General features: G+C 54.5%; 10 protein-coding genes and 3 pseudogenes. 4 read left to right on the top strand and 9 right to left on the bottom strand.

The features are described from left to right. Positions 1–83: 83 nt before the first annotated feature. On the bottom strand, positions 84–968 hold the full coding sequence (locus KGP24_RS24630) for a carbapenem-hydrolyzing class A beta-lactamase FRI-11 (protein WP_223174987.1): 885 nt from the start codon (positions 966–968) through the stop codon (positions 84–86). Positions 969–1,342: 374 nt separating this feature from the next. Between KGP24_RS24630 and KGP24_RS24635 the strand changes: the two genes are divergently transcribed. Next, a complete protein-coding gene (locus tag KGP24_RS24635) occupies positions 1,343–2,206 on the top strand; it encodes a LysR family transcriptional regulator (protein ID WP_223538110.1) in 864 nt (287 codons plus the stop codon). A 126-nt stretch (positions 2,207–2,332) separates the two neighbouring features. Here KGP24_RS24635 and KGP24_RS24640 read toward each other — a convergent pair. From KGP24_RS24640 to KGP24_RS24650, 3 genes and pseudogenes are all read right to left on the bottom strand, one after another. Beyond that, positions 2,333–2,791, bottom strand: a pseudogene (locus KGP24_RS24640) (IS3 family transposase); the annotation flags it as partial. Positions 2,792–2,871: 80 nt separating this feature from the next. Then, positions 2,872–4,380: a group II intron reverse transcriptase/maturase gene (gene ltrA, locus KGP24_RS24645; RefSeq protein WP_223563688.1), complete on the bottom strand. Its 1,509-nt coding sequence runs from the start codon at positions 4,378–4,380 to the stop codon at positions 2,872–2,874. Between the two features lie 672 nt (positions 4,381–5,052). Beyond that, a pseudogene (locus KGP24_RS24650) lies at positions 5,053–5,738 on the bottom strand (IS3 family transposase); the annotation flags it as partial. Positions 5,739–5,926: 188 nt separating this feature from the next. Between KGP24_RS24650 and KGP24_RS24655 the strand changes: the two are divergent. After that, positions 5,927–6,895, top strand: a complete 969-nt coding sequence (locus KGP24_RS24655) for an IS110 family transposase (protein WP_223538113.1) — start codon at positions 5,927–5,929, stop codon at positions 6,893–6,895. Positions 6,896–7,125: 230 nt separating this feature from the next. Next, entirely contained in the window at positions 7,126–8,067 is a 942-nt protein-coding gene (locus KGP24_RS24660) for an Rpn family recombination-promoting nuclease/putative transposase (protein WP_223538116.1), read from the top strand. Between the two features lie 102 nt (positions 8,068–8,169). Here KGP24_RS24660 and KGP24_RS24665 read toward each other — a convergent pair whose 3' ends face one another. The 4 genes and pseudogenes from KGP24_RS24665 to KGP24_RS24680 all read right to left on the bottom strand — a co-directional run bounded on the left by KGP24_RS24665 (position 8,170) and on the right by KGP24_RS24680 (position 10,410). Next, positions 8,170–8,751: a DUF2913 family protein gene (locus tag KGP24_RS24665; RefSeq protein WP_223538118.1), complete on the bottom strand. Its 582-nt coding sequence runs from the start codon at positions 8,749–8,751 to the stop codon at positions 8,170–8,172. A 68-nt stretch (positions 8,752–8,819) separates the two neighbouring features. Next, a pseudogene (locus tag KGP24_RS24670) lies at positions 8,820–9,143 on the bottom strand (NIPSNAP family protein); the annotation flags it as partial. Positions 9,144–9,163: 20 nt separating this feature from the next. After that, on the bottom strand, positions 9,164–9,358 hold the full coding sequence (locus tag KGP24_RS24675; RefSeq protein WP_223538120.1) for a hypothetical protein: 195 nt from the start codon (positions 9,356–9,358) through the stop codon (positions 9,164–9,166). A 314-nt stretch (positions 9,359–9,672) separates the two neighbouring features. After that, positions 9,673–10,410, bottom strand: coding sequence for a carbonic anhydrase (locus tag KGP24_RS24680; protein WP_223538122.1), 738 nt, complete (start codon positions 10,408–10,410; stop codon positions 9,673–9,675). 104 nt (positions 10,411–10,514) lie between these two features. Here KGP24_RS24680 and KGP24_RS24685 point away from each other — a divergent pair, with 104 nt between their 5' ends. Next, positions 10,515–10,898, top strand: coding sequence for a hypothetical protein (locus KGP24_RS24685; RefSeq protein ID WP_223563682.1), 384 nt, complete (start codon positions 10,515–10,517; stop codon positions 10,896–10,898). Here the strand turns inward: KGP24_RS24685 and KGP24_RS24690 are convergent. Next, the gene (locus tag KGP24_RS24690; protein WP_223563683.1) at positions 10,818–15,866 is read right to left on the bottom strand and encodes an inverse autotransporter beta domain-containing protein; all 5,049 of its coding nucleotides are present in this window, start codon (positions 15,864–15,866) and stop codon (positions 10,818–10,820) included. The two genes, KGP24_RS24685 and KGP24_RS24690, sit on opposite strands and share 81 nt — an antisense overlap. Positions 15,867–17,130: the final 1,264 nt, after the last annotated feature.

Genomic DNA, 17,130 nt, shown 5'->3' on the forward strand with positions numbered 1-17,130 from the left:
ATTTAAAAGAATTAAAAAATGCGCCATCGAATATACTGATAGATTATTCTTGGCGCATGAGAATTAATTTAATTGCATCTCAATTATTTATAACTTCCATACACTGCATTTATAGCTATTTTTGCAGCATTTTTAATTACTGCTTCGTCATGTTTGTCGTTTTGATTAGGACGTGTTGTGTAGACAGCCATAACTGCAGGTGAATTAGCGTCTGGCCATAAAATAGCAACATCATTGGCTGTACCATAAAAACCACAGGTGCCTGTTTTATCGCCAACATCCCACTTATCTGGAACCGCAGCTCTAATTCGCGCATTACCAGTAGTGTTGCCTTTAAGCCATTCCTGCAGCAATGATTTATTTTTAGCATCGAGTACTGAACCAAAAGCAATATTTTTAAGGCTCATTGCCACTGCTTTTGGAGTTGAAGTATCTCGTTCATCGCCTGGAATAGCTGAGTTTAATTCTAATTCCCAACGATCAAGCCTGAAGTCAGTGTCTCCCGTTGACCGCATAAATGCAGTCAAACCCTCAGGACCTCCTATGTATCTTTCCATTAATAGATTAGAAGCTCCATTGTCACTATACTGAATTGCTGCCTTGGCCAAAGTCCGCACGCTTGCTCCTGTTTTGCGGTATTTTTCTGACACAGGAGAATGCTTTTCCATAACACGTCCAGAATATTCCATCATATCATCAAGAGAAACAGATTTCTCCTGAGTTTTTTTTAATACGGATGCAGCTAGGAATGCCTTAAATGAACTACATAAAGGAAATCTCTCATCTTGTCTGTAGGAAAATTCTTTCCCATTTTTTGTGTTTAAAATATAAACACCTATCCGCCCCCCAAAAGAAGTTTCCAATTCCCTCATTTGCTCAACACTATTACTTTCCTGAGAGGCGAATGAGTTCAATGGAAGACAGAGCAAAAAAATAAATGTACTTGCACTTTTTCTTAAAAAAAACATATATAACACCTCTAGATGGTTCAATAAATAATTTTGAGATATTAACTCATCATCTTTTTGTATGTTGAAAGCTTAACTAAGAATGTAAGCATAAAAAGAGATTTGCATATTCCCATGGGAAATTAAATTGGCAGTTTTATTGCGCTAGTGTTTAATGAAACACTCCAAGGATAATATTTCGTTAACTGTTAAAATATAAGGTTTAGGGATTGGTAAATGATAAATCATTCCCATTCATATAGACAAAAGTTAAAACCTTACACCTCTCATGAATCTTCAGTTGCTTAACACCTTGAATTTTACTTTTGATCTTTATGATGACAAACTATAAAATCTTTGCTTAGACATAAGTAAAACCTTTAGGCTAGTATACCATGAGAAATCGCTTGCCACTAAACGGGTTACGGGCTTTTGAGGCTTCAGCCCGCCACCTTAACTTTACACGTGCTGGACTTGAACTACATGTTAGTCAAGCTGCAGTAAGTCAACAAGTTCGTTCTCTTGAAAATCTCCTCAATGTCAATCTGTTTCGAAGGCTGCCGCGAGGATTAGTTCTTACTGAAGAAGGTGCGCATTTACTTCCAATTCTTAACGATGCATTTAATCGTATGGATTCAGCCTTACAAAAATTTCGCGGAGGTAAATTTCTCGAAGTGCTTACTGTTGCAGTAGTAGGAACCTTTGCAATTGGATGGCTTTTACCTCGGCTTAAGGATTTTTATGAAAAATATCCTTGGATTGATTTAAGGATTTTAACCCATAATAATACAATTAATTTAGCAAATGAAGGTATTGATGCGTCAATTCGTTTTGGAACGGGAAAATGGACTCTTACTGAGAATATTGAGCTTTTTGCTGCCCCGCATACTGTACTATGTTCTCCTGTTGTTGCAGAAAATCTTCTCTCGCCGAATCATCTACGGTATAAATTATTATTCAGAACCTATCGTCAGGATGAGTGGTATCACTGGCTTGAAGTTGCAGGTGTTGAGCCATGGGTAATTACAGGGCCTATTTTTGATTCATCAAGACTTATGGTTGATGCCACTAGCATATCTGATGGCATAGCATTAGCGCCATCATGTATGTTCAAAAGGGAACTAGATCTTGGACTACTTAAAATTCCTTTTGACATTCATGTAAATATGGGCAGCTATTGGATGACGACATTAAAATCAAAACAGAAGTCTGCGGCACTGACTGCTTTCAGCACTTGGTTACAGGAATGTTGCCTGTAATCAGGTTGATTTATATTTCTGTGTCTGGACGTAAATTATCCATTTACGCTGTGGACTGACCCCGCCCCGGTAGACGATCCTGCCCTATAGTTGGACTGACCCCACGCCCGTAGACAAATTCTGTCCTCACGATGAGGCCTGTTCGAAGGCCTCCGGACTGACGCCGCCGAGGTGGCTGTGGCGCCGGGCCCGGTTGTAGAACACTTCAGTGTAATCGACGATATCGGCCCGGGCCAGATCCCGGGTTTTATAGATGCGTTTTCTGATCCGCTCTTTTTTCAGCGAACTGAAGAACGATTAGGCCACCGCATTATCCCAGCAGTTGCCACTCCTGCTCATGCTCGGGGCCAAGTTATTAGCCCGGCAGAAGCGCTGCCAGTCGTCACTGCCGTACTGGCTGCCCTGATCGCTATGTACGATAACCTCACCGTCCGGTTTTCGCCGCCAGACGGCCATCATCAGCGCGTCGAGTGCCAGTTCGCGTGAGAGAGTGGGCTTCATCGACCAGCCGACCACGTTACGGGCGAAGAGGTCGATAACCACCGCCAGATACAGCCAGCCCTGCCAGGTGCGGAGTAGAGTAAGAGGTAGGGCGTAGTCGGACTATTTCCCTGCCTCTCCTCTCCGAACCGGACGTGCACCTTTCAGCGCATCCGGCTCTCCATTTAAACGCTGGCGAACGCCATTGCCACGTCAGTGTAGCGCGATGTATACGTGTTTCTGGTTTCCGTCCTCAGATAGGGATTACCTTCGGGTAGACGCCAGCGGAACAGCTTCTTGCCTTGCCCCACCAACCGGTACAGGATTTCGCCACTGAGCTTGCCGTGGTTGGTTTTACCAAATAAAACCCACGTTTTGCTCTGACCCGGTTTTGGTGATTTACACCACCACCTCATCAGGGATGCGATTCCTGTACGGTATTTGTGGGCCAGCCAGTGAGCCAGCTTCCAGAATACGACACGGTCGATATAACTGAAGACTTTGGCCTTAAAATCAACGAACTGATAGAACATGGCCCAGCCTTTCAGTTTTCGGTTGAGTTGTTCAGCCATATCGACTTTGCTTTCACTGTAGTTGCCTGATAACAGTGCTGTCAGCGATGCGGCAAAGTTTCTGGCTTTATCCTTAGGGATCGTTGAGACCACCCGCATATCGCCATAACGACTGTGTTTGCGGATGATCCGGTGACCCAGAAAGACAAAACCGTCATTAACATGGGTGATTCTGGTTTTATCCATGTTCAGCCTGAGCTTCAGACTGTCTTCGAGCACGCCACGGCATTCCTCCCTGATGGCTTCTGCCTGTGCTTTGGTGCCTTTGACGATAAGCACGAAGTCATCGGCATACCGGCAGTACGCTACAGCAGGTTTCCATTGCCAGTTTTCTCTGACTGCGGTGCTTCGGCCCCGCTGGATACTGTTATTCCAGTACCAGCGATCCTTTCGGGCTTTCCCGCTCAGGTAGCATGTATGCAGATACTGATCGAACTCATTGAGCATGATATTTGACAGCAGCGGCGATATTACGCCACCCTGCGGTACGCCTTCACTGGCCGCCCGAAAAAGACCGACATCAATGTGCCCGGCCTTGATGGTTTTCCACAACAGGCTCATAAAGCGAGCGTCACTGATCCTGCGGCGTACGGCCTTCATCAGCAGGCGATGATGCACGGTGTCGAAGTAGCTGGACAGGTCACCTTCAATCACCCATCGACCTCGTGTTTCCCCACAATCGGTGAGTTGTATTTTCACTGTGCGGATCGCATGATGGACGCTGCGTTCAGGTCGAAAACCATATGAAAGCGAATGAAAATCGCTCTCCCATATAGGCTCCATCGCCATCAGCATGGCCCGCTGAACAATACGATCCCGAAGCGAGGGGATCCCCAGAGGTCGCTGTTTGCCGTTGCTTTTGGGGATATAAACCCGTCTGGCTGGCAGAGGTTGGTAACGACCGGAGAGAAGTTCATCCCTGAGTATTTGCAGCTCAGCAGCCAGTCTGGCCTGTAGCGTTGTTTTGTTCACACCATCAACGCCGGGGGTATGCGCCCCCTTTGATGAAAGCGTGATCCGCGCCGCCTCAGTCAGCCATTCTGGTTGTGTTATCAGACGCAGCAGCCGTTCAATCCGTCGGGACGGATTGGTGGCTGCCCATGTGGCAAGCTTGCGTTGCATTTCGCTGATTATCAAAGGTCTTCACCTCGTTAGGTCAGTTAATTCACGTCGCAAACACATATAAACTGCTTCCCTTCGCCATGTAATGGGCTTTCCCCATCGCGGACTACTACGGAAGCTCCGCCAGCCAGCGCGTCATCGGAGCCATGCCCCCTTAACATCCGTCGCTGACCTTCCCCGGTTCACCTGTCTGGACTCAGACATACTGAGGAGGCTGCCGGTCGCACTCTTTATCCTTGCTTGCCGCAAGTTGGCAGAAGTCAGCAACGCGAGTGTGATAGACGCTGCTGCACCGGTGTTTTGCATACATGTCAAAACACCTTCGACGGGCAGTGCTTACGTATCACTGTCCGTTACTTCTGCACGGCCTGCCAGATCACGTAGGCCGTGGTGACATTTTCAACCCACAGAGGCGGATTAACGGGTTCATGTTCTTCAGCCTTTCAGCACTCAACCTTGAGGATCATCTTGGCTTAGTGATCTCGCCTCAATCCCCGTTGTCAGCGGGTTACATCACCCTGCGGGCATGCCACAGGTCACTGCCGCTCAGGTTCTCCACCGTCACACCCGGTGGGATTGTTCGGTTTCTCATCGTGAGTTACCGGTTCAATATTCCAGACAGACTCGTGGTTCATTTGAGCATCCATGCTCGCCCTGAACTCCGGGCACACTGTAAGTGATGTCTGTAACCCAGACCTGATTGGCCCGGACAACAGTAAACTGCCGCTGCACGCGATTAGGGGCAACCACTGAAGGGCGGCCGGCGATACGACGCGGCGCTTTATAGCCGCGTACGGCTTTGATCCGGTTTTGTTGCATAATACGACCCACCCGGTTTTTGCCGCAGCTTTCCCCGATTTCGTTCAGGTCGCCATGAACCCGCCGGTAACCGTATACGCCTCCGCTCAGTGAATATGAGTCACGGATAAGCGTTAGCAGGCGCTGGTTATCTTTATCACGCGCCGGGACCGGGTTATGCAGCCACGCGTAGAGCCCGGCCCGGGCGACATTCAGTACCCGACACATCGTCATCACACCCCATACAGTGCGGTGTTCATTGATAAAGCGGTACTTCAGTCGGGCTCCCTTGCAAAGTACCGCGCGGCCTTTTTCAGGATATCCCGTTCTTCTTCGGTGCGTTTTAGCTGCGCCCGGAGTTTCAGGATCTCGCTTTTGGCTTCCAGTAAATCCCGGGCATGCTGTTCGCTGTTATCAGGTTTGATAGCCCGTAGCCACTTGTAGAGGCTGTGTGCAGAAACGCCCAGACGGTCGGATACTTCGGCAACGGAATAACCGCGTTCTGTTATCTGACGGACGGCTTCTTCCTTAAATTCAGGTGTAAATTGTGGTGTGCCCATACGTTCCTCCTTGTATCTCGAAAGTGGATTACTATGAACTGGCTTAGATTTGGCAAGGTCTGTGTAGTCCGATTCCTCCCGGGGTTATTGAAGCCCGCAGCATAGCGATTGACGCACAGGCTGAGCCGTTCATCTGAAGCCCGAACAGTTGTCCGAACTTCAAATCGTATTGGCAAGGAGGGGTATAGATGAGCGTGTCAAATCAACGTTGTGCAGGCATAGATGTTTCAAAAGGTACTCTGGATATTGCAATCAGCAATATTGCCAGCCAGTTCACTGTACCAAATGGAACTGATGGTTTTACTCAAGTTCTCAGGGAGTTAAAGAGAAATGACACAAGGTTGATCCTCATGGAAGCGACAGGGGGGCTGGAGTCAGGTGTGGCTTGTTATCTTCAATCAGAAGGCTTTGACGTTGTCGTCATTAATCCCCGCCAGGCTCGAGATTTTGCCCGTGCAATGGGCTATCTGGCGAAGACTGATCGTATAGATGCCAGAGTATTGCTTCAGATGTCGGAAGTTATTAACCAGCACCCGGAACGGGAAAAATACATTCGTCCCTTGCCTGATGCCCACAGGCAGATTCTGGCTGCGATGGTGGCCAGACGCAGACAGCTAACAGCCATGCTTACAGCCGAACGAAACCGATTACATCCCTCGCATCCTCTGAGCCATGCAAGCATTAGATCAATTATTTCGGCCCTGAAGGGCGAGTTGGCGCGTATTGATGGTGAAATGGCGATTCACATCAAGAAGCATTTCAGTGAATTATCCGAGCTTCTGAACGCAGTTAAAGGCGTTGGAACTGCGACAGTCGCCGTGCTACTGGCAGAAGTTCCGGAACTTGGCTCACTGTCACGACGAGAAATTAGCGCCCTTATTGGGGTTGCTTCAGTAAACAGGGATTCCGGTACGATGCGCGGTCGCCGAACAGTATTCGGAGGGCGAGCTTCAGTCCGTACAGCGCTCTATATGTCAGCCCTGGTTGGGACGAGGCACAACCCGATAATTAAAGAGTTCTATACACGCCTGGTTGCCGCAGGAAAACCCAAAAAAGTTGCACTGACGGCCTGCATAAGAAAATTGTTGACCATACTGAACGCAATGCTGAAAAAGAATGAAGCATGGGATCCAATGTATCACCAACATGCTTCGTAAACGGGCGCTAAAGACAGTTGCTATGCTCAAACTATAGGGCAGGATCGTCTACCGGGGTGGGGTCAGTCCACACGCTACCGGAGGATATTTTGAAGGGAGAGCTGAGAGCATTAAATTTAAACAATGAATTACCTTCTTAGCGTATTTTTCGTTCCATTGGCACTCAAACCCTATATTAGCTTTTTCCGGGCTGTGATAACATCTCCGGCTCATTTTCAGAGCCTGGGCTGATGAAGAAGAAAAACAGTACACTCACTCCCCACGATGCCACGTTCAGGCAGTTCCTGACTCAACCGGATATTGCCCGGGATTTTATGGAGCTGCATCTGCCGGCAGAACTGCGTGCCATATGCGATCTCAGCACGCTGAAGCTGGAATCCGGCTCGTTCGTTGAGGATGATCTCCGCCAGTATTTCAGCGACGTCCTCTACAGCCTGAAAACCACAGCCGGCGACGGATATATTCATGTCCTGGTCGAGCATCAGTCAACACCGGACAAACATATGGCTTTTCGCCTGATACGCTATGCCGTGGCTGCCATGCAACGCCATCTGGAAGCGGGCAATAAAAAGTTGCCCCTGGTTATACCTGTCCTTTTCTATACTGGTAAACGCAGCCCGTATCCGTACTCTACCCTCTGGCTGGATGAGTTTGACGATCCGGCTCTGGCAGGCAAACTCTACAGAAGCGCTTTCCCACTGGTAGACGTTACGGTCATTCCGGATGATGAAATCGCCGGACATCGCAGCATGGCCGCCCTGACCTTACTGCAAAAGCATATTCACCAGCGGGACCTGGCTGAACTGGTTGACCGGCTGGCACCCATCCTGCTGGCCGGATATCTGTCTTCATCGCAGGTCATATCGCTGGTACACTATATCGTGCAGGCAGGCGAAACAGCTGATGCCGAAGCCTTTGTACGCGAACTGGCACTGCGTGTGCCGCAACACGGAGACACACTTATGACCATCGCACAACAGCTTGAACAGAAAGGTATCGAGAAGGGCAGGGCTGAAGGCCTGCAGCTGGGTGAACAGCGCGGTATTGAAAAAGGCCGCAATGAAGGCAAACTCGAAGTTGCCCGTACCATGCTGGAAAACGGCATCGACCGTAATACCGTCATGAAAATGACAGGTCTGACTGAAGACGACCTGGCGCAGATCCGCCACTAATCCTTTCCTGATACACCCCGTCATAGCCATGGCAGGCCTGACTGAAGAAGATCTGCGGCGCATCACCCACTGACATGACCGGGTTGACCAGTTCTTTACTGGTCAACCCGCACTGGTGGTCATCAGTGCCCAGTGATCGTCGTTGCTGACGGCCTCCCAGCCACAGGTTTTCAGCAGCGCATTCAGCCCGTCAGTTCGTCCGCCAATTCTCGCTGGCACCGGCATAACCTGCTTCCCGTCATCATTAAAACCGGTATCAAGCGCGCTTTTCAGCAGAAAGATGCTGTTTACCGACGCCATCGGCTGAATCTGACGCCGGCCGCTCCACTCACTGTCGCTGAGTACGTGATACACCCAGTCGTACTGCTTAGCCAGCTCTAGGGCGTAGGTCAGGCGAAAGAGATCGTTCTGCTCAGAGATTTCGCCGGAGCAACTGCGCCAGAGATAATCCAGCTTATGCTGTAACCTTGCCCGAACGCCAAGTCTTCGCCCCTGATCCAGTATCCAGTCAATATCGGTGGCAACGTCACGAGAAAAGCGCCGCTGCTTTTTCGCCTGCGCAAACCAGCGGGTAATAAACAGGTTTTCCTGCGACTCTGACAGCACCAGTCCGTCTTCCCGCGCCGTGTGCAGGGCAACAAGAGCGCACCATGCCAGATGGCCCGTTTTTTCCATGCTTCTCATCAATATTTCCCCGGCAGCAGCGGAGCGTTGTTTCCTTTCAGACCAGAGGGAGTCAGGTTATGTTTACCGCGAAGCTTTTCCACGCTTTCCGCAGGCATCCTTATAACCGTTTTAATGCAGCTGTCGATACAGCGAATAATGTCTTCACGCGGCCCGCTGCGCCAGTCATCGCCTGCATAAAAAGCACCGGGCACAGCAGACATACTTTCCGGACTGTCGAAAGCCCGCACCAGAATACAGTAATCCGGGTCATGCAGGGACTGGACAGACCAGACAACATCAATGCCGTGGCGCTGATGCAGGTGAACACTGATGTCCCGCATGATTCGGTGAAAACCGTCGCCGCTGCCGCTGTGTAAGGTGTACTGCATTATTTCGACCGTTCGTGACATTATGGTGTCTTCCCCTGATGTTATCTGTTTCCCTGTCCCGGCAGGAGGCGCGCCTGTTCCAGCAGGTCGATGGCCAGCTGCAGATAAAGCACCTGGTCCGGCTCCCATTTTCCGTTTTCCGCAATCTCACTGTGCAGCACGGAGACAATATTTTCCCGGCGCGAATCAAGGCCGGCTTCGGCCAGCGTAAAACGATGCGGCCAACGACCCGGCACATCTCTTCATGCTGGCGCATGAAGGCGTCTGAATACTCCATTCTGCTCTCCCTTAAACGATAGATACCAGGCTTCAGGTGTGATTATGCCGTGAAACGGCATGGAGGCGCAAAGCGCCGGAGGTCCCGCAGCGAAGCGAGGACGAAAAAAGCATTAGGGGTTTGACGCTCAATGGAACGAAAACTCACGTTAAGAGGTTGGTTTGGTAATTAAAAAGCCAAAAATGAACTCGTAAGCTTATTCAATTACCTCTTGTTATTCACATAGCAGGTCACTATACATAGGGTACAGTGGCCTGCTAGTGACCTCTGAAATCAATTAATGATAACGCGGCCATTCAGCGGCTGTACCGGGCGATTGTTTGCATGCTGAAGTACTGAGCGGAATTGCCTGATTTGTTCAGCGGAAGCGCTGACAGGTTGTTCCAGTACCATCCAGATCACACCTTCAGAACAAGGGGGCGTTGTCAGGGATCCACTAAAGCGGTAGACCCCGACGTTCTCAGGCAACAAAGCGTTGATATCCACCGGCTGCGTCAGTATGGCAGCTTGATTAACTTTAGCTGGCATTTGCTGCCAGGCTTTTGTCAGTTGCGGATTAGCTTTCCCTTCATTAAACATCAGCGCCAAAACAGCCAGAGAACCCTTTTTATCTTTATAGACAAAATGTCCTTCCAGCGGGAACTGTTTGCCATCGATCTCATTTTCACTTGGTGCATGGAAATGAAATTGCTGCAGTGCAAAAATATCGTCGTCCAGACGCAGGGTATTACCTTCACTAACGTTAATCTGAATAGTATGGCCATTGTTGATTATTTGCTGTTTACCCTGCTCGAAAACCAGAACAGGTTTGCTGTGATGCGTTTTCAGTGCCCCCTGGATATTGACCGGTGACTGGTTTTTACCGGTTTCACAGAGTGCAAAATCAGGTGAAAGCTTGCCCCAGTGCTCAGGACTTTCCTGGCCTTCATAACCCCAATGCTGAGAATGTTCTGTTGCCCCGACAGAGAAACAGGTTGCTAGCATGATGCCCAGCATAAGTTTTCCTTTCATTATTTATCCTTTTCCAACGAAGTTGGAAATACGTTCATGGCGAACAGTGCATAGACTTCTCGGTAGCTATCACTCCATGCAGGAGGTCACTCCCGGCAAGGTTCATGACCACAGAGCAGCTCAAGACCAAGCACCGCGGGCGCCGTGAAGTCGGCGATAATGTAGCCATTACTTTTAAGGCGAAGGGAGGCTCGCCCTTCCTCGAGAAAGAAGACAGTGGGATGGGCGCGCAGTGTCATGGCTATATCTTCCCGTCCGGAGACCATAACGCTCCTTTTTTCCCGGAGGGACCGAATGATGTTCTCAAGTTTCTGCTGCGGAGTGATTTCAGTATTCATCATAATAAAGTTTATTCGCTTGGTTTAGGGAGTGGAGTACCTGGGCTTTCAGGTACTCCGGTGTTGCCTTTAGTTCGTGGCACTCGCCGTAATGTTGTACGGGCCGGTGCTGATGCCTCCGTCGGCCAGCATGAAGCCGCCCGTCATTAAGGCGCCCTCCTCCGTCGCGGTCGTCGCGATGAAGATGGTGGTCCAGACGCCGTCGTCGACCTGCGTCCAGGTTGAGCCCTCGGCCTGCACGGCGCCCTCGAGGTTCACCAGAATCCCCAGAACTGTAGGATCTATGTTCGTCGGGTTGTTAAACGCGTCGATCGCGGTGAAGGTGACGGTCATCTCGTCTCCAATCCTGAACGTGTTGCCGCTGACGACAAAGGTGGAGGTGGCCGCAGAAGGCGCGCCCGCCGTGATGGTGTACGCGGCGGAGGTGACGGTTCCGTCGCCCAGCGTGACGCTGGCCGTCAGGCCGGTGTCCGCCGTCGTCGCGGTGAAGGTGCGGGTCCAGACGCCGTCGGCCTGCGTCCAGGCTGAGCCCTCGGCCGGCGCGGCGCCCGCCACGGTGATGGTGTCCGCAGTCTCAGCCGTGATGGTCGCCGGGTTATCCTGCGCGTCGCGCGGGGTGAAGGTGACGGTCATCTCGTCTCCGGCAGTGAACGTGCCGTTAGCGCCGCCGCTGACGGCAAGGGTGGAGTTGGCCGCAGAAGCCGCGCCCGCCGTGATGGTGTACGCGGCGGAGGTGACGGTTCTGTCGCCCAGCGTGACGCTGGCCGTCAGGCCGGTGCCCGCCCTCGTCGCGGTGAAGGTGCGGGTCCAGACGCCGCCGGCCTGCGTCCAGGCTGAGCCCTCGGCCGGCGCGGCGCCCGCCACGGTGATGGTGTCCGCAGTCTCAGCCGTGATGGTCGCCGGGTTATCCTGCGCGTCGCGCGGGGTGAAGGTGACGGTCATCTCGTCTCCGGCAGTGAACGTGCCGTTAGCGCCGCCGCTGACGGCAAGGGTGGAGTTGGCCGCAGAAGCCGCGCCCGCCGTGATGGTGTACGCGGCGGAGGTGATGCTTCCGTCGCCCAGCGTGATGCCGGCCGTCAGGCCGGTGTCCGCCGTCGTCGCGGTGAAGGTGCGGGTCCAGACGCCGTCGGCCTGCGTCCAGGCTGAGCCCTCGGCCGGCGCGGCGCCCGCCACGGTGATGGTGTCCGCAGTCTCAGCCGTGATGGTCGCCGGGTTATCCTGCGCGTCGCGCGGGGTGAAGGTGACGGTCATCTCGTCTCCGGCAGTGAACGTGCCGTTAGCGCCGCCGCTGACGGCAAGGGTGGAGTTGGCCGCAGAAGCCGCGCCCGCCGTGATGGTGTACGCGGCGGAGGTGATGCTTCCGTCGCCCAGCGTGATGCCGGCCGTCAGGCCGGTGTCCGCCGTCGTCGCGGTGAAGGTGCGGGTCCAGACGCCGTCGGCCTGCGTCCAGGCTGAGCCCTCGGCCGGCGCGGCGCCCGCCACGGTGATGGTGTCCGCAGTCTCAGCCGTGATGGTCGCCGGGTTATCCTGCGCGTCGCGCGGGGTGAAGGTGACGGTCATCTCGTCTCCGGCAGTGAACGTGCCGTTAGCGCCGCCGCTGACGGCAAGGGTGGAGTTGGCCGCAGAAGCCGCGCCCGCCGTGATGGTGTACGCGGCGGAGGTGACGGTTCTGTCGCCCAGCGTGACGCTGGCCGTCAGGCCGGTGCCCGCCCTCGTCGCGGTGAAGGTGCGGGTCCAGACGCCGCCGGCCTGCGTCCAGGCTGAGCCCTCGGCCGGCGCGGCGCCCGCCACGGTGATGGTGTCCGCAGTCTCAGCCGTGATGGTCGCCGGGTTATCCTGCGCGTCGCGCGGGGTGAAGGTGACGGTCATCTCGTCTCCGGCAGTGAACGTGCCGTTAGCGCCGCCGCTGACGGCAAGGGTGGAGTTGGCCGCAGAAGCCGCGCCCGCCGTGATGGTGTACGCGGCGGAGGTGACGGTTCTGTCGCCCAGCGTGACGCTGGCCGTCAGGCCGGTGCCCGCCCTCGTCGCGGTGAAGGTGCGGGTCCAGACGCCGCCGGCCTGCGTCCAGGCTGAGCCCTCGGCCGGCGCGGCGCCCGCCACGGTGATGGTGTCCGCAGTCTCAGCCGTGATGGTCGCCGGGTTATCCTGCGCGTCGCGCGGGGTGAAGGTGACGGTCATCTCGTCTCCGGCAGTGAACGTGCCGTTAGCGCCGCCGCTGACGGCAAGGGTGGAGTTGGCCGCAGAAGCCGCGCCCGCCGTGATGGTGTACGCGGCGGAGGTGACGGTTCTGTCGCCCAGCGTGACGCTGGCCGTCAGGCCGGTGCCCGCCCTCGTCGCGGTGAAGGTGCGGGTCCAGACGCCGCCGGCCTGCGTCCAGGCTGAGCCCTCGGCCGGCGCGGCGCCCGCCACGGTGATGGTGTCCGCAGTCTCAGCCGTGATGGTCGCCGGGTTATCCTGCGCGTCGCGCGGGGTGAAGGTGACGGTCATCTCGTCTCCGGCAGTGAACGTGCCGTTAGCGCCGCCGCTGACGGCAAGGGTGGAGTTGGCCGCAGAAGCCGCGCCCGCCGTGATGGTGTACGCGGCGGAGGTGACGGTTCTGTCGCCCAGCGTGACGCTGGCCGTCAGGCCGGTGCCCGCCCTCGTCGCGGTGAAGGTGCGGGTCCAGACGCCGCCGGCCTGCGTCCAGGCTGAGCCCTCGGCCGGCGCGGCGCCCGCCACGGTGATGGTGTCCGCAGTCTCAGCCGTGATGGTCGCCGGGTTATCCTGCGCGTCGCGCGGGGTGAAGGTGACGGTCATCTCGTCTCCGGCAGTGAACGTGCCGTTAGCGCCGCCGCTGACGGCAAGGGTGGAGTTGGCCGCAGAAGCCGCGCCCGCCGTGATGGTGTACGCGGCGGAGGTGACGGTTCTGTCGCCCAGCGTGACGCTGGCCGTCAGGCCGGTGCCCGCCCTCGTCGCGGTGAAGGTGCGGGTCCAGACGCCGCCGGCCTGCGTCCAGGCTGAGCCCTCCTTCTCCTGTAGCCCCGGACCAGTAAATGTGGCAGAGGCAAGATCCACCTCCGTCACACTGTTGCCGGATGCATCCTTCAGAGTCAGTGTCAGTACCACGTCCTCATGACTGGCATAACCTGTACGGTCTGTTTTCAGGGTTGAAGTGGTCTGCGAGACAGAGCCCGCTTTCACGGTGACGGTGGCCTGCGGCTGCGCCAGCTGGATGCCGTTCACAATAGCGCTCACCGTCACTACGCCCGTCCGCGTGGCGCGCATAGTGGCAGTGTAAACCCCGCCAGCAGACTCCTGCACGTCAGAGAAGGTGACGCCGTCCTGACCGCTGCTGAATCTCACCTTCTGGCCGTTAATCGGAATGCTCGCCTCATCACGCAGCGTAAGCATTACAGGCACCTGCGTATCTGTGTCGGTAACAGGCTGCCCGACCACCAGTGAGGAGTTAGCATCACTCAGAGTCTGGCTGATGTTGACAGTGATGGTGCCGGCGCTGTAGCCGCGCACATACGGAGTCAGCGTGAAGTGCTCCTCCTTCGTTCCCGGAGTAACCGTCAGGTCATAGCTGCCGGCAGAGATACGTACGAAATGCCCCACCCGGGCGAGACCGCGTGCAGCCCGCGCTGCGTTTTTGTTGGTATTATCGCTGCGTTCCGTAACAATCTCACTTTCGTCCACGTCAACCGGATTGCCGGCTGCATCGCGCAGGGTGAGGGTGACTTTCTGCGCACTGGTGCCGTCCGGGACCAGATTAAGCGACGAAAGGCTCAGGCCCGACAGTGCGGGACTGATGGCTGCCTGTGAAACGACAACGCGGGTGCTGGACGCGGCAGAGCGGTTGCCCCGGCTGTCCACGGCAACGCCGCGTACCGTATAGGTATTGCCGTGGACAGCTCTTCCCGGCTGCCAGGCCGGTAGTATAACAGCGTGAGAATACGGGCCGGAAGACATGATAATCCCTCCGGCCGCCTCCAGCTCTGGCGACTGCCACTCAATGCGCTCAGCAGGATGCCGGCTCTTTATCTCCACGCTCAGGGGCTTCTGCTCGCCAGCGTAGCCAGTGACCTGCTCCTGGGTCTTCAGGAATATGACCTCTTTCTTTTTGTACTCGAGGACAATGTTGCTGTTGCGCTCGACAAGGTCATGGCGAGCACCGCTCAGACTACGCAGTGCGGCGACGGAGTCAGGACTGGTCTGATGCGTCCAGGATACACCCGGGGTGTAGCGCAGCTCAAGACCCAGGCGGGAGTCGCTGGCCGAGCCCTTGCCCTGACGCTGCCCGGCGTTCAGGGTGAGCAGCGGGAACGGCGTCCAGTTCAGGCCTGCAGTGGCGGCATAAGGGTCCTTCTGGCGGTTGCTGTGTCCGAACAGGCCCACCTCTTTACCGTAGTAGCGCTCAAAGCCCAGCGAGGCGCCGAGCTGCGGCAGGGAAGGAAGCCAGCCGCGGGCGGTAATGTCCCAGCCGTTTGCAGGACGCTCAAGGTAGTCGGTGACGTCCGGGGAGTCCTTCCAGCCCGATAGGCGCATGTAGCTGTTGGCGCCAAGGCGGAGGTTGTCGCGCCAGTATTCAATACCGAGCCCCGCCCGGGTGTGGCTGCGGGAGAGGTCGTGGTCGATAAAGGCGCTGGCGCCGAGCATGCTGTCGGGCCCGAAGCTGCGCACGCCGAGGCCGAGGGAGGACTGCGTGCGGTCGTCCGCCCGGCGGATACCGCCCTGGGCAAAGGTGAGCAGGTCAGGCGAGTCGTGCAGTGGCACCAGCAGGTCGAGAGAGGAGCCCTTCAGTGAGAAGTCCTTATCAACGTCAATGGTGGTGCGCGCCGTGCCGAACTGGCTGAGCCACTGCTGGACTTCGGCACTGGCGTACCCGCTGGCGCTTGCACTGGCGAGTGATGCAGCGGCATCGGTATCCGGGGCGTTGCTCAAAAAGGTCCCTGCCCGGGATGCGGCCCGGGCAAGGCGTGCGGCTGCCTGATTGTCGTTCACGTCGGCGGTCGCGGTGGTGTCGCGGTTTGACTGAGCGGCAGAGGCAATAGCCGGGGTAAAGGCAACAGATAATGGAGATAAAAACTGCACCAAAAGTGTGGCGAGTGCGGTTTTCCGAATAAGATTTTTTTTCACAGTTTAATATTCTTCCTGAGAGGATGAATGAGTGCGGTACTTTATAATTGAGGCGTTTTTTATTGGAATGTAATTTTGTTAATTATGCTTATATTAGTTTTATGTGTGTCAAAGGTTTATTTTTTTGGATATAAAAACCAGTGGAATGAGTGCAGGTTGTGGACGGGGCATGGTGACAGGCGGAGTTTATGGTGTATGGAAAAAAAAAACGCCCGGGGAGGGCGGAAAAACCACATCCAGAAAAACAGGGGATGCACTGCAATACAATGTTCAGAAGTATCATGACAGGCTATGCTGGCAATTGACAGGCTATGATGGGATGGCTGGCGTGCAAAATAACACGTATCACTCTGTACATGACGGAGGGGGCGAAAAAAGAGACTGTAATTAAAATTGGACTGACCCCGCCCCGGTAGACGATCCTGCCCTATAGTTTGAGCATAGCAACTGTCTTTCGAGTGCGACTACGAAGCATGCTGGTGATACATCGGTTCCCATGCTGTCTACGGGCGTGGGGTCAGTCCAAAAACGGAACTCAGGACATGCAAACTATCGAGACTGCTCAGCGGTGACGTTCGCCCTGAATGGGCGCTATCGTTCCTCAAAATCCCGGGGTCCATCAACATGAAAAATCTGCGTGTCTATCAGAACAACACACCCTCATCCAACTTGGTGGAAGAGAAGATTGGTGAGCGGGTTGAATCGCTCAGACACGAAGTGAAAGTGGTCGGCAAACACGGCTTGTAGTAGATTAAGGCCATTCCAGATGAAGTTGTGGATGAATATTCCTCCCGTGTCCGAAAATAAGAGGGGCTGTTGTGCGAGCCTGGCCCTGGTTTAGCATCTAAACTATCGACGGTTAGCTGGCCTAACATCTGGTAAAATTACTGACGAGAAGGTAGTATTCGGATCGTCAGCGATCGTCTTGTGGTGGGACAGATTGTTGATTCAGAATACTTTTGTGACCTAACTCAAACTGACGGTTTGACTGCTTTGTGGTGAGGCAGATGGGTGGCAGAAGATGGTTTTACGGAAGAAATGCGGACTTCCGGAAACAAACAGGGACAGGACGTGCCCAGTAAAACGTTCAGGAGCAGGTTACGGGATTTCCCGGAACCTGAATGCACAAACCCCCCGATAACTGTCATCAACTTGGCGGAAGAGTCAGATATCAGGGGGTCCAAAAGCAGGCGCGTTGCCTGTGAAGGATTATAACGCATGCACCATAGAAAACAACACCCGGCCGCCATAAGAACAGGCCGCC

The sequence above is a fragment of the Enterobacter sp. JBIWA008 genome (genome assembly GCF_019968765.1).
In the GTDB taxonomy this organism is placed as follows: Bacteria; Pseudomonadota; Gammaproteobacteria; order Enterobacterales; family Enterobacteriaceae; genus Enterobacter.

Coding starts and splice junctions, on each gene's coding strand:
- KGP24_RS24630 (WP_223174987.1), bottom strand. CDS start 968: ATGTTTTTTTTAAGAAAAAGTGCAAGTACATTTATTTTTTTGCTCTGT.
- KGP24_RS24635 (WP_223538110.1), top strand. CDS start 1,343: ATGAGAAATCGCTTGCCACTAAACGGGTTACGGGCTTTTGAGGCTTCA.
- ltrA (WP_223563688.1), bottom strand. CDS start 4,380: ATGCAACGCAAGCTTGCCACATGGGCAGCCACCAATCCGTCCCGACGG.
- KGP24_RS24655 (WP_223538113.1), top strand. CDS start 5,927: ATGAGCGTGTCAAATCAACGTTGTGCAGGCATAGATGTTTCAAAAGGT.
- KGP24_RS24660 (WP_223538116.1), top strand. CDS start 7,126: ATGAAGAAGAAAAACAGTACACTCACTCCCCACGATGCCACGTTCAGG.
- KGP24_RS24665 (WP_223538118.1), bottom strand. CDS start 8,751: ATGAGAAGCATGGAAAAAACGGGCCATCTGGCATGGTGCGCTCTTGTT.
- KGP24_RS24680 (WP_223538122.1), bottom strand. CDS start 10,410: ATGAAAGGAAAACTTATGCTGGGCATCATGCTAGCAACCTGTTTCTCT.
- KGP24_RS24685 (WP_223563682.1), top strand. CDS start 10,515: ATGACCACAGAGCAGCTCAAGACCAAGCACCGCGGGCGCCGTGAAGTC.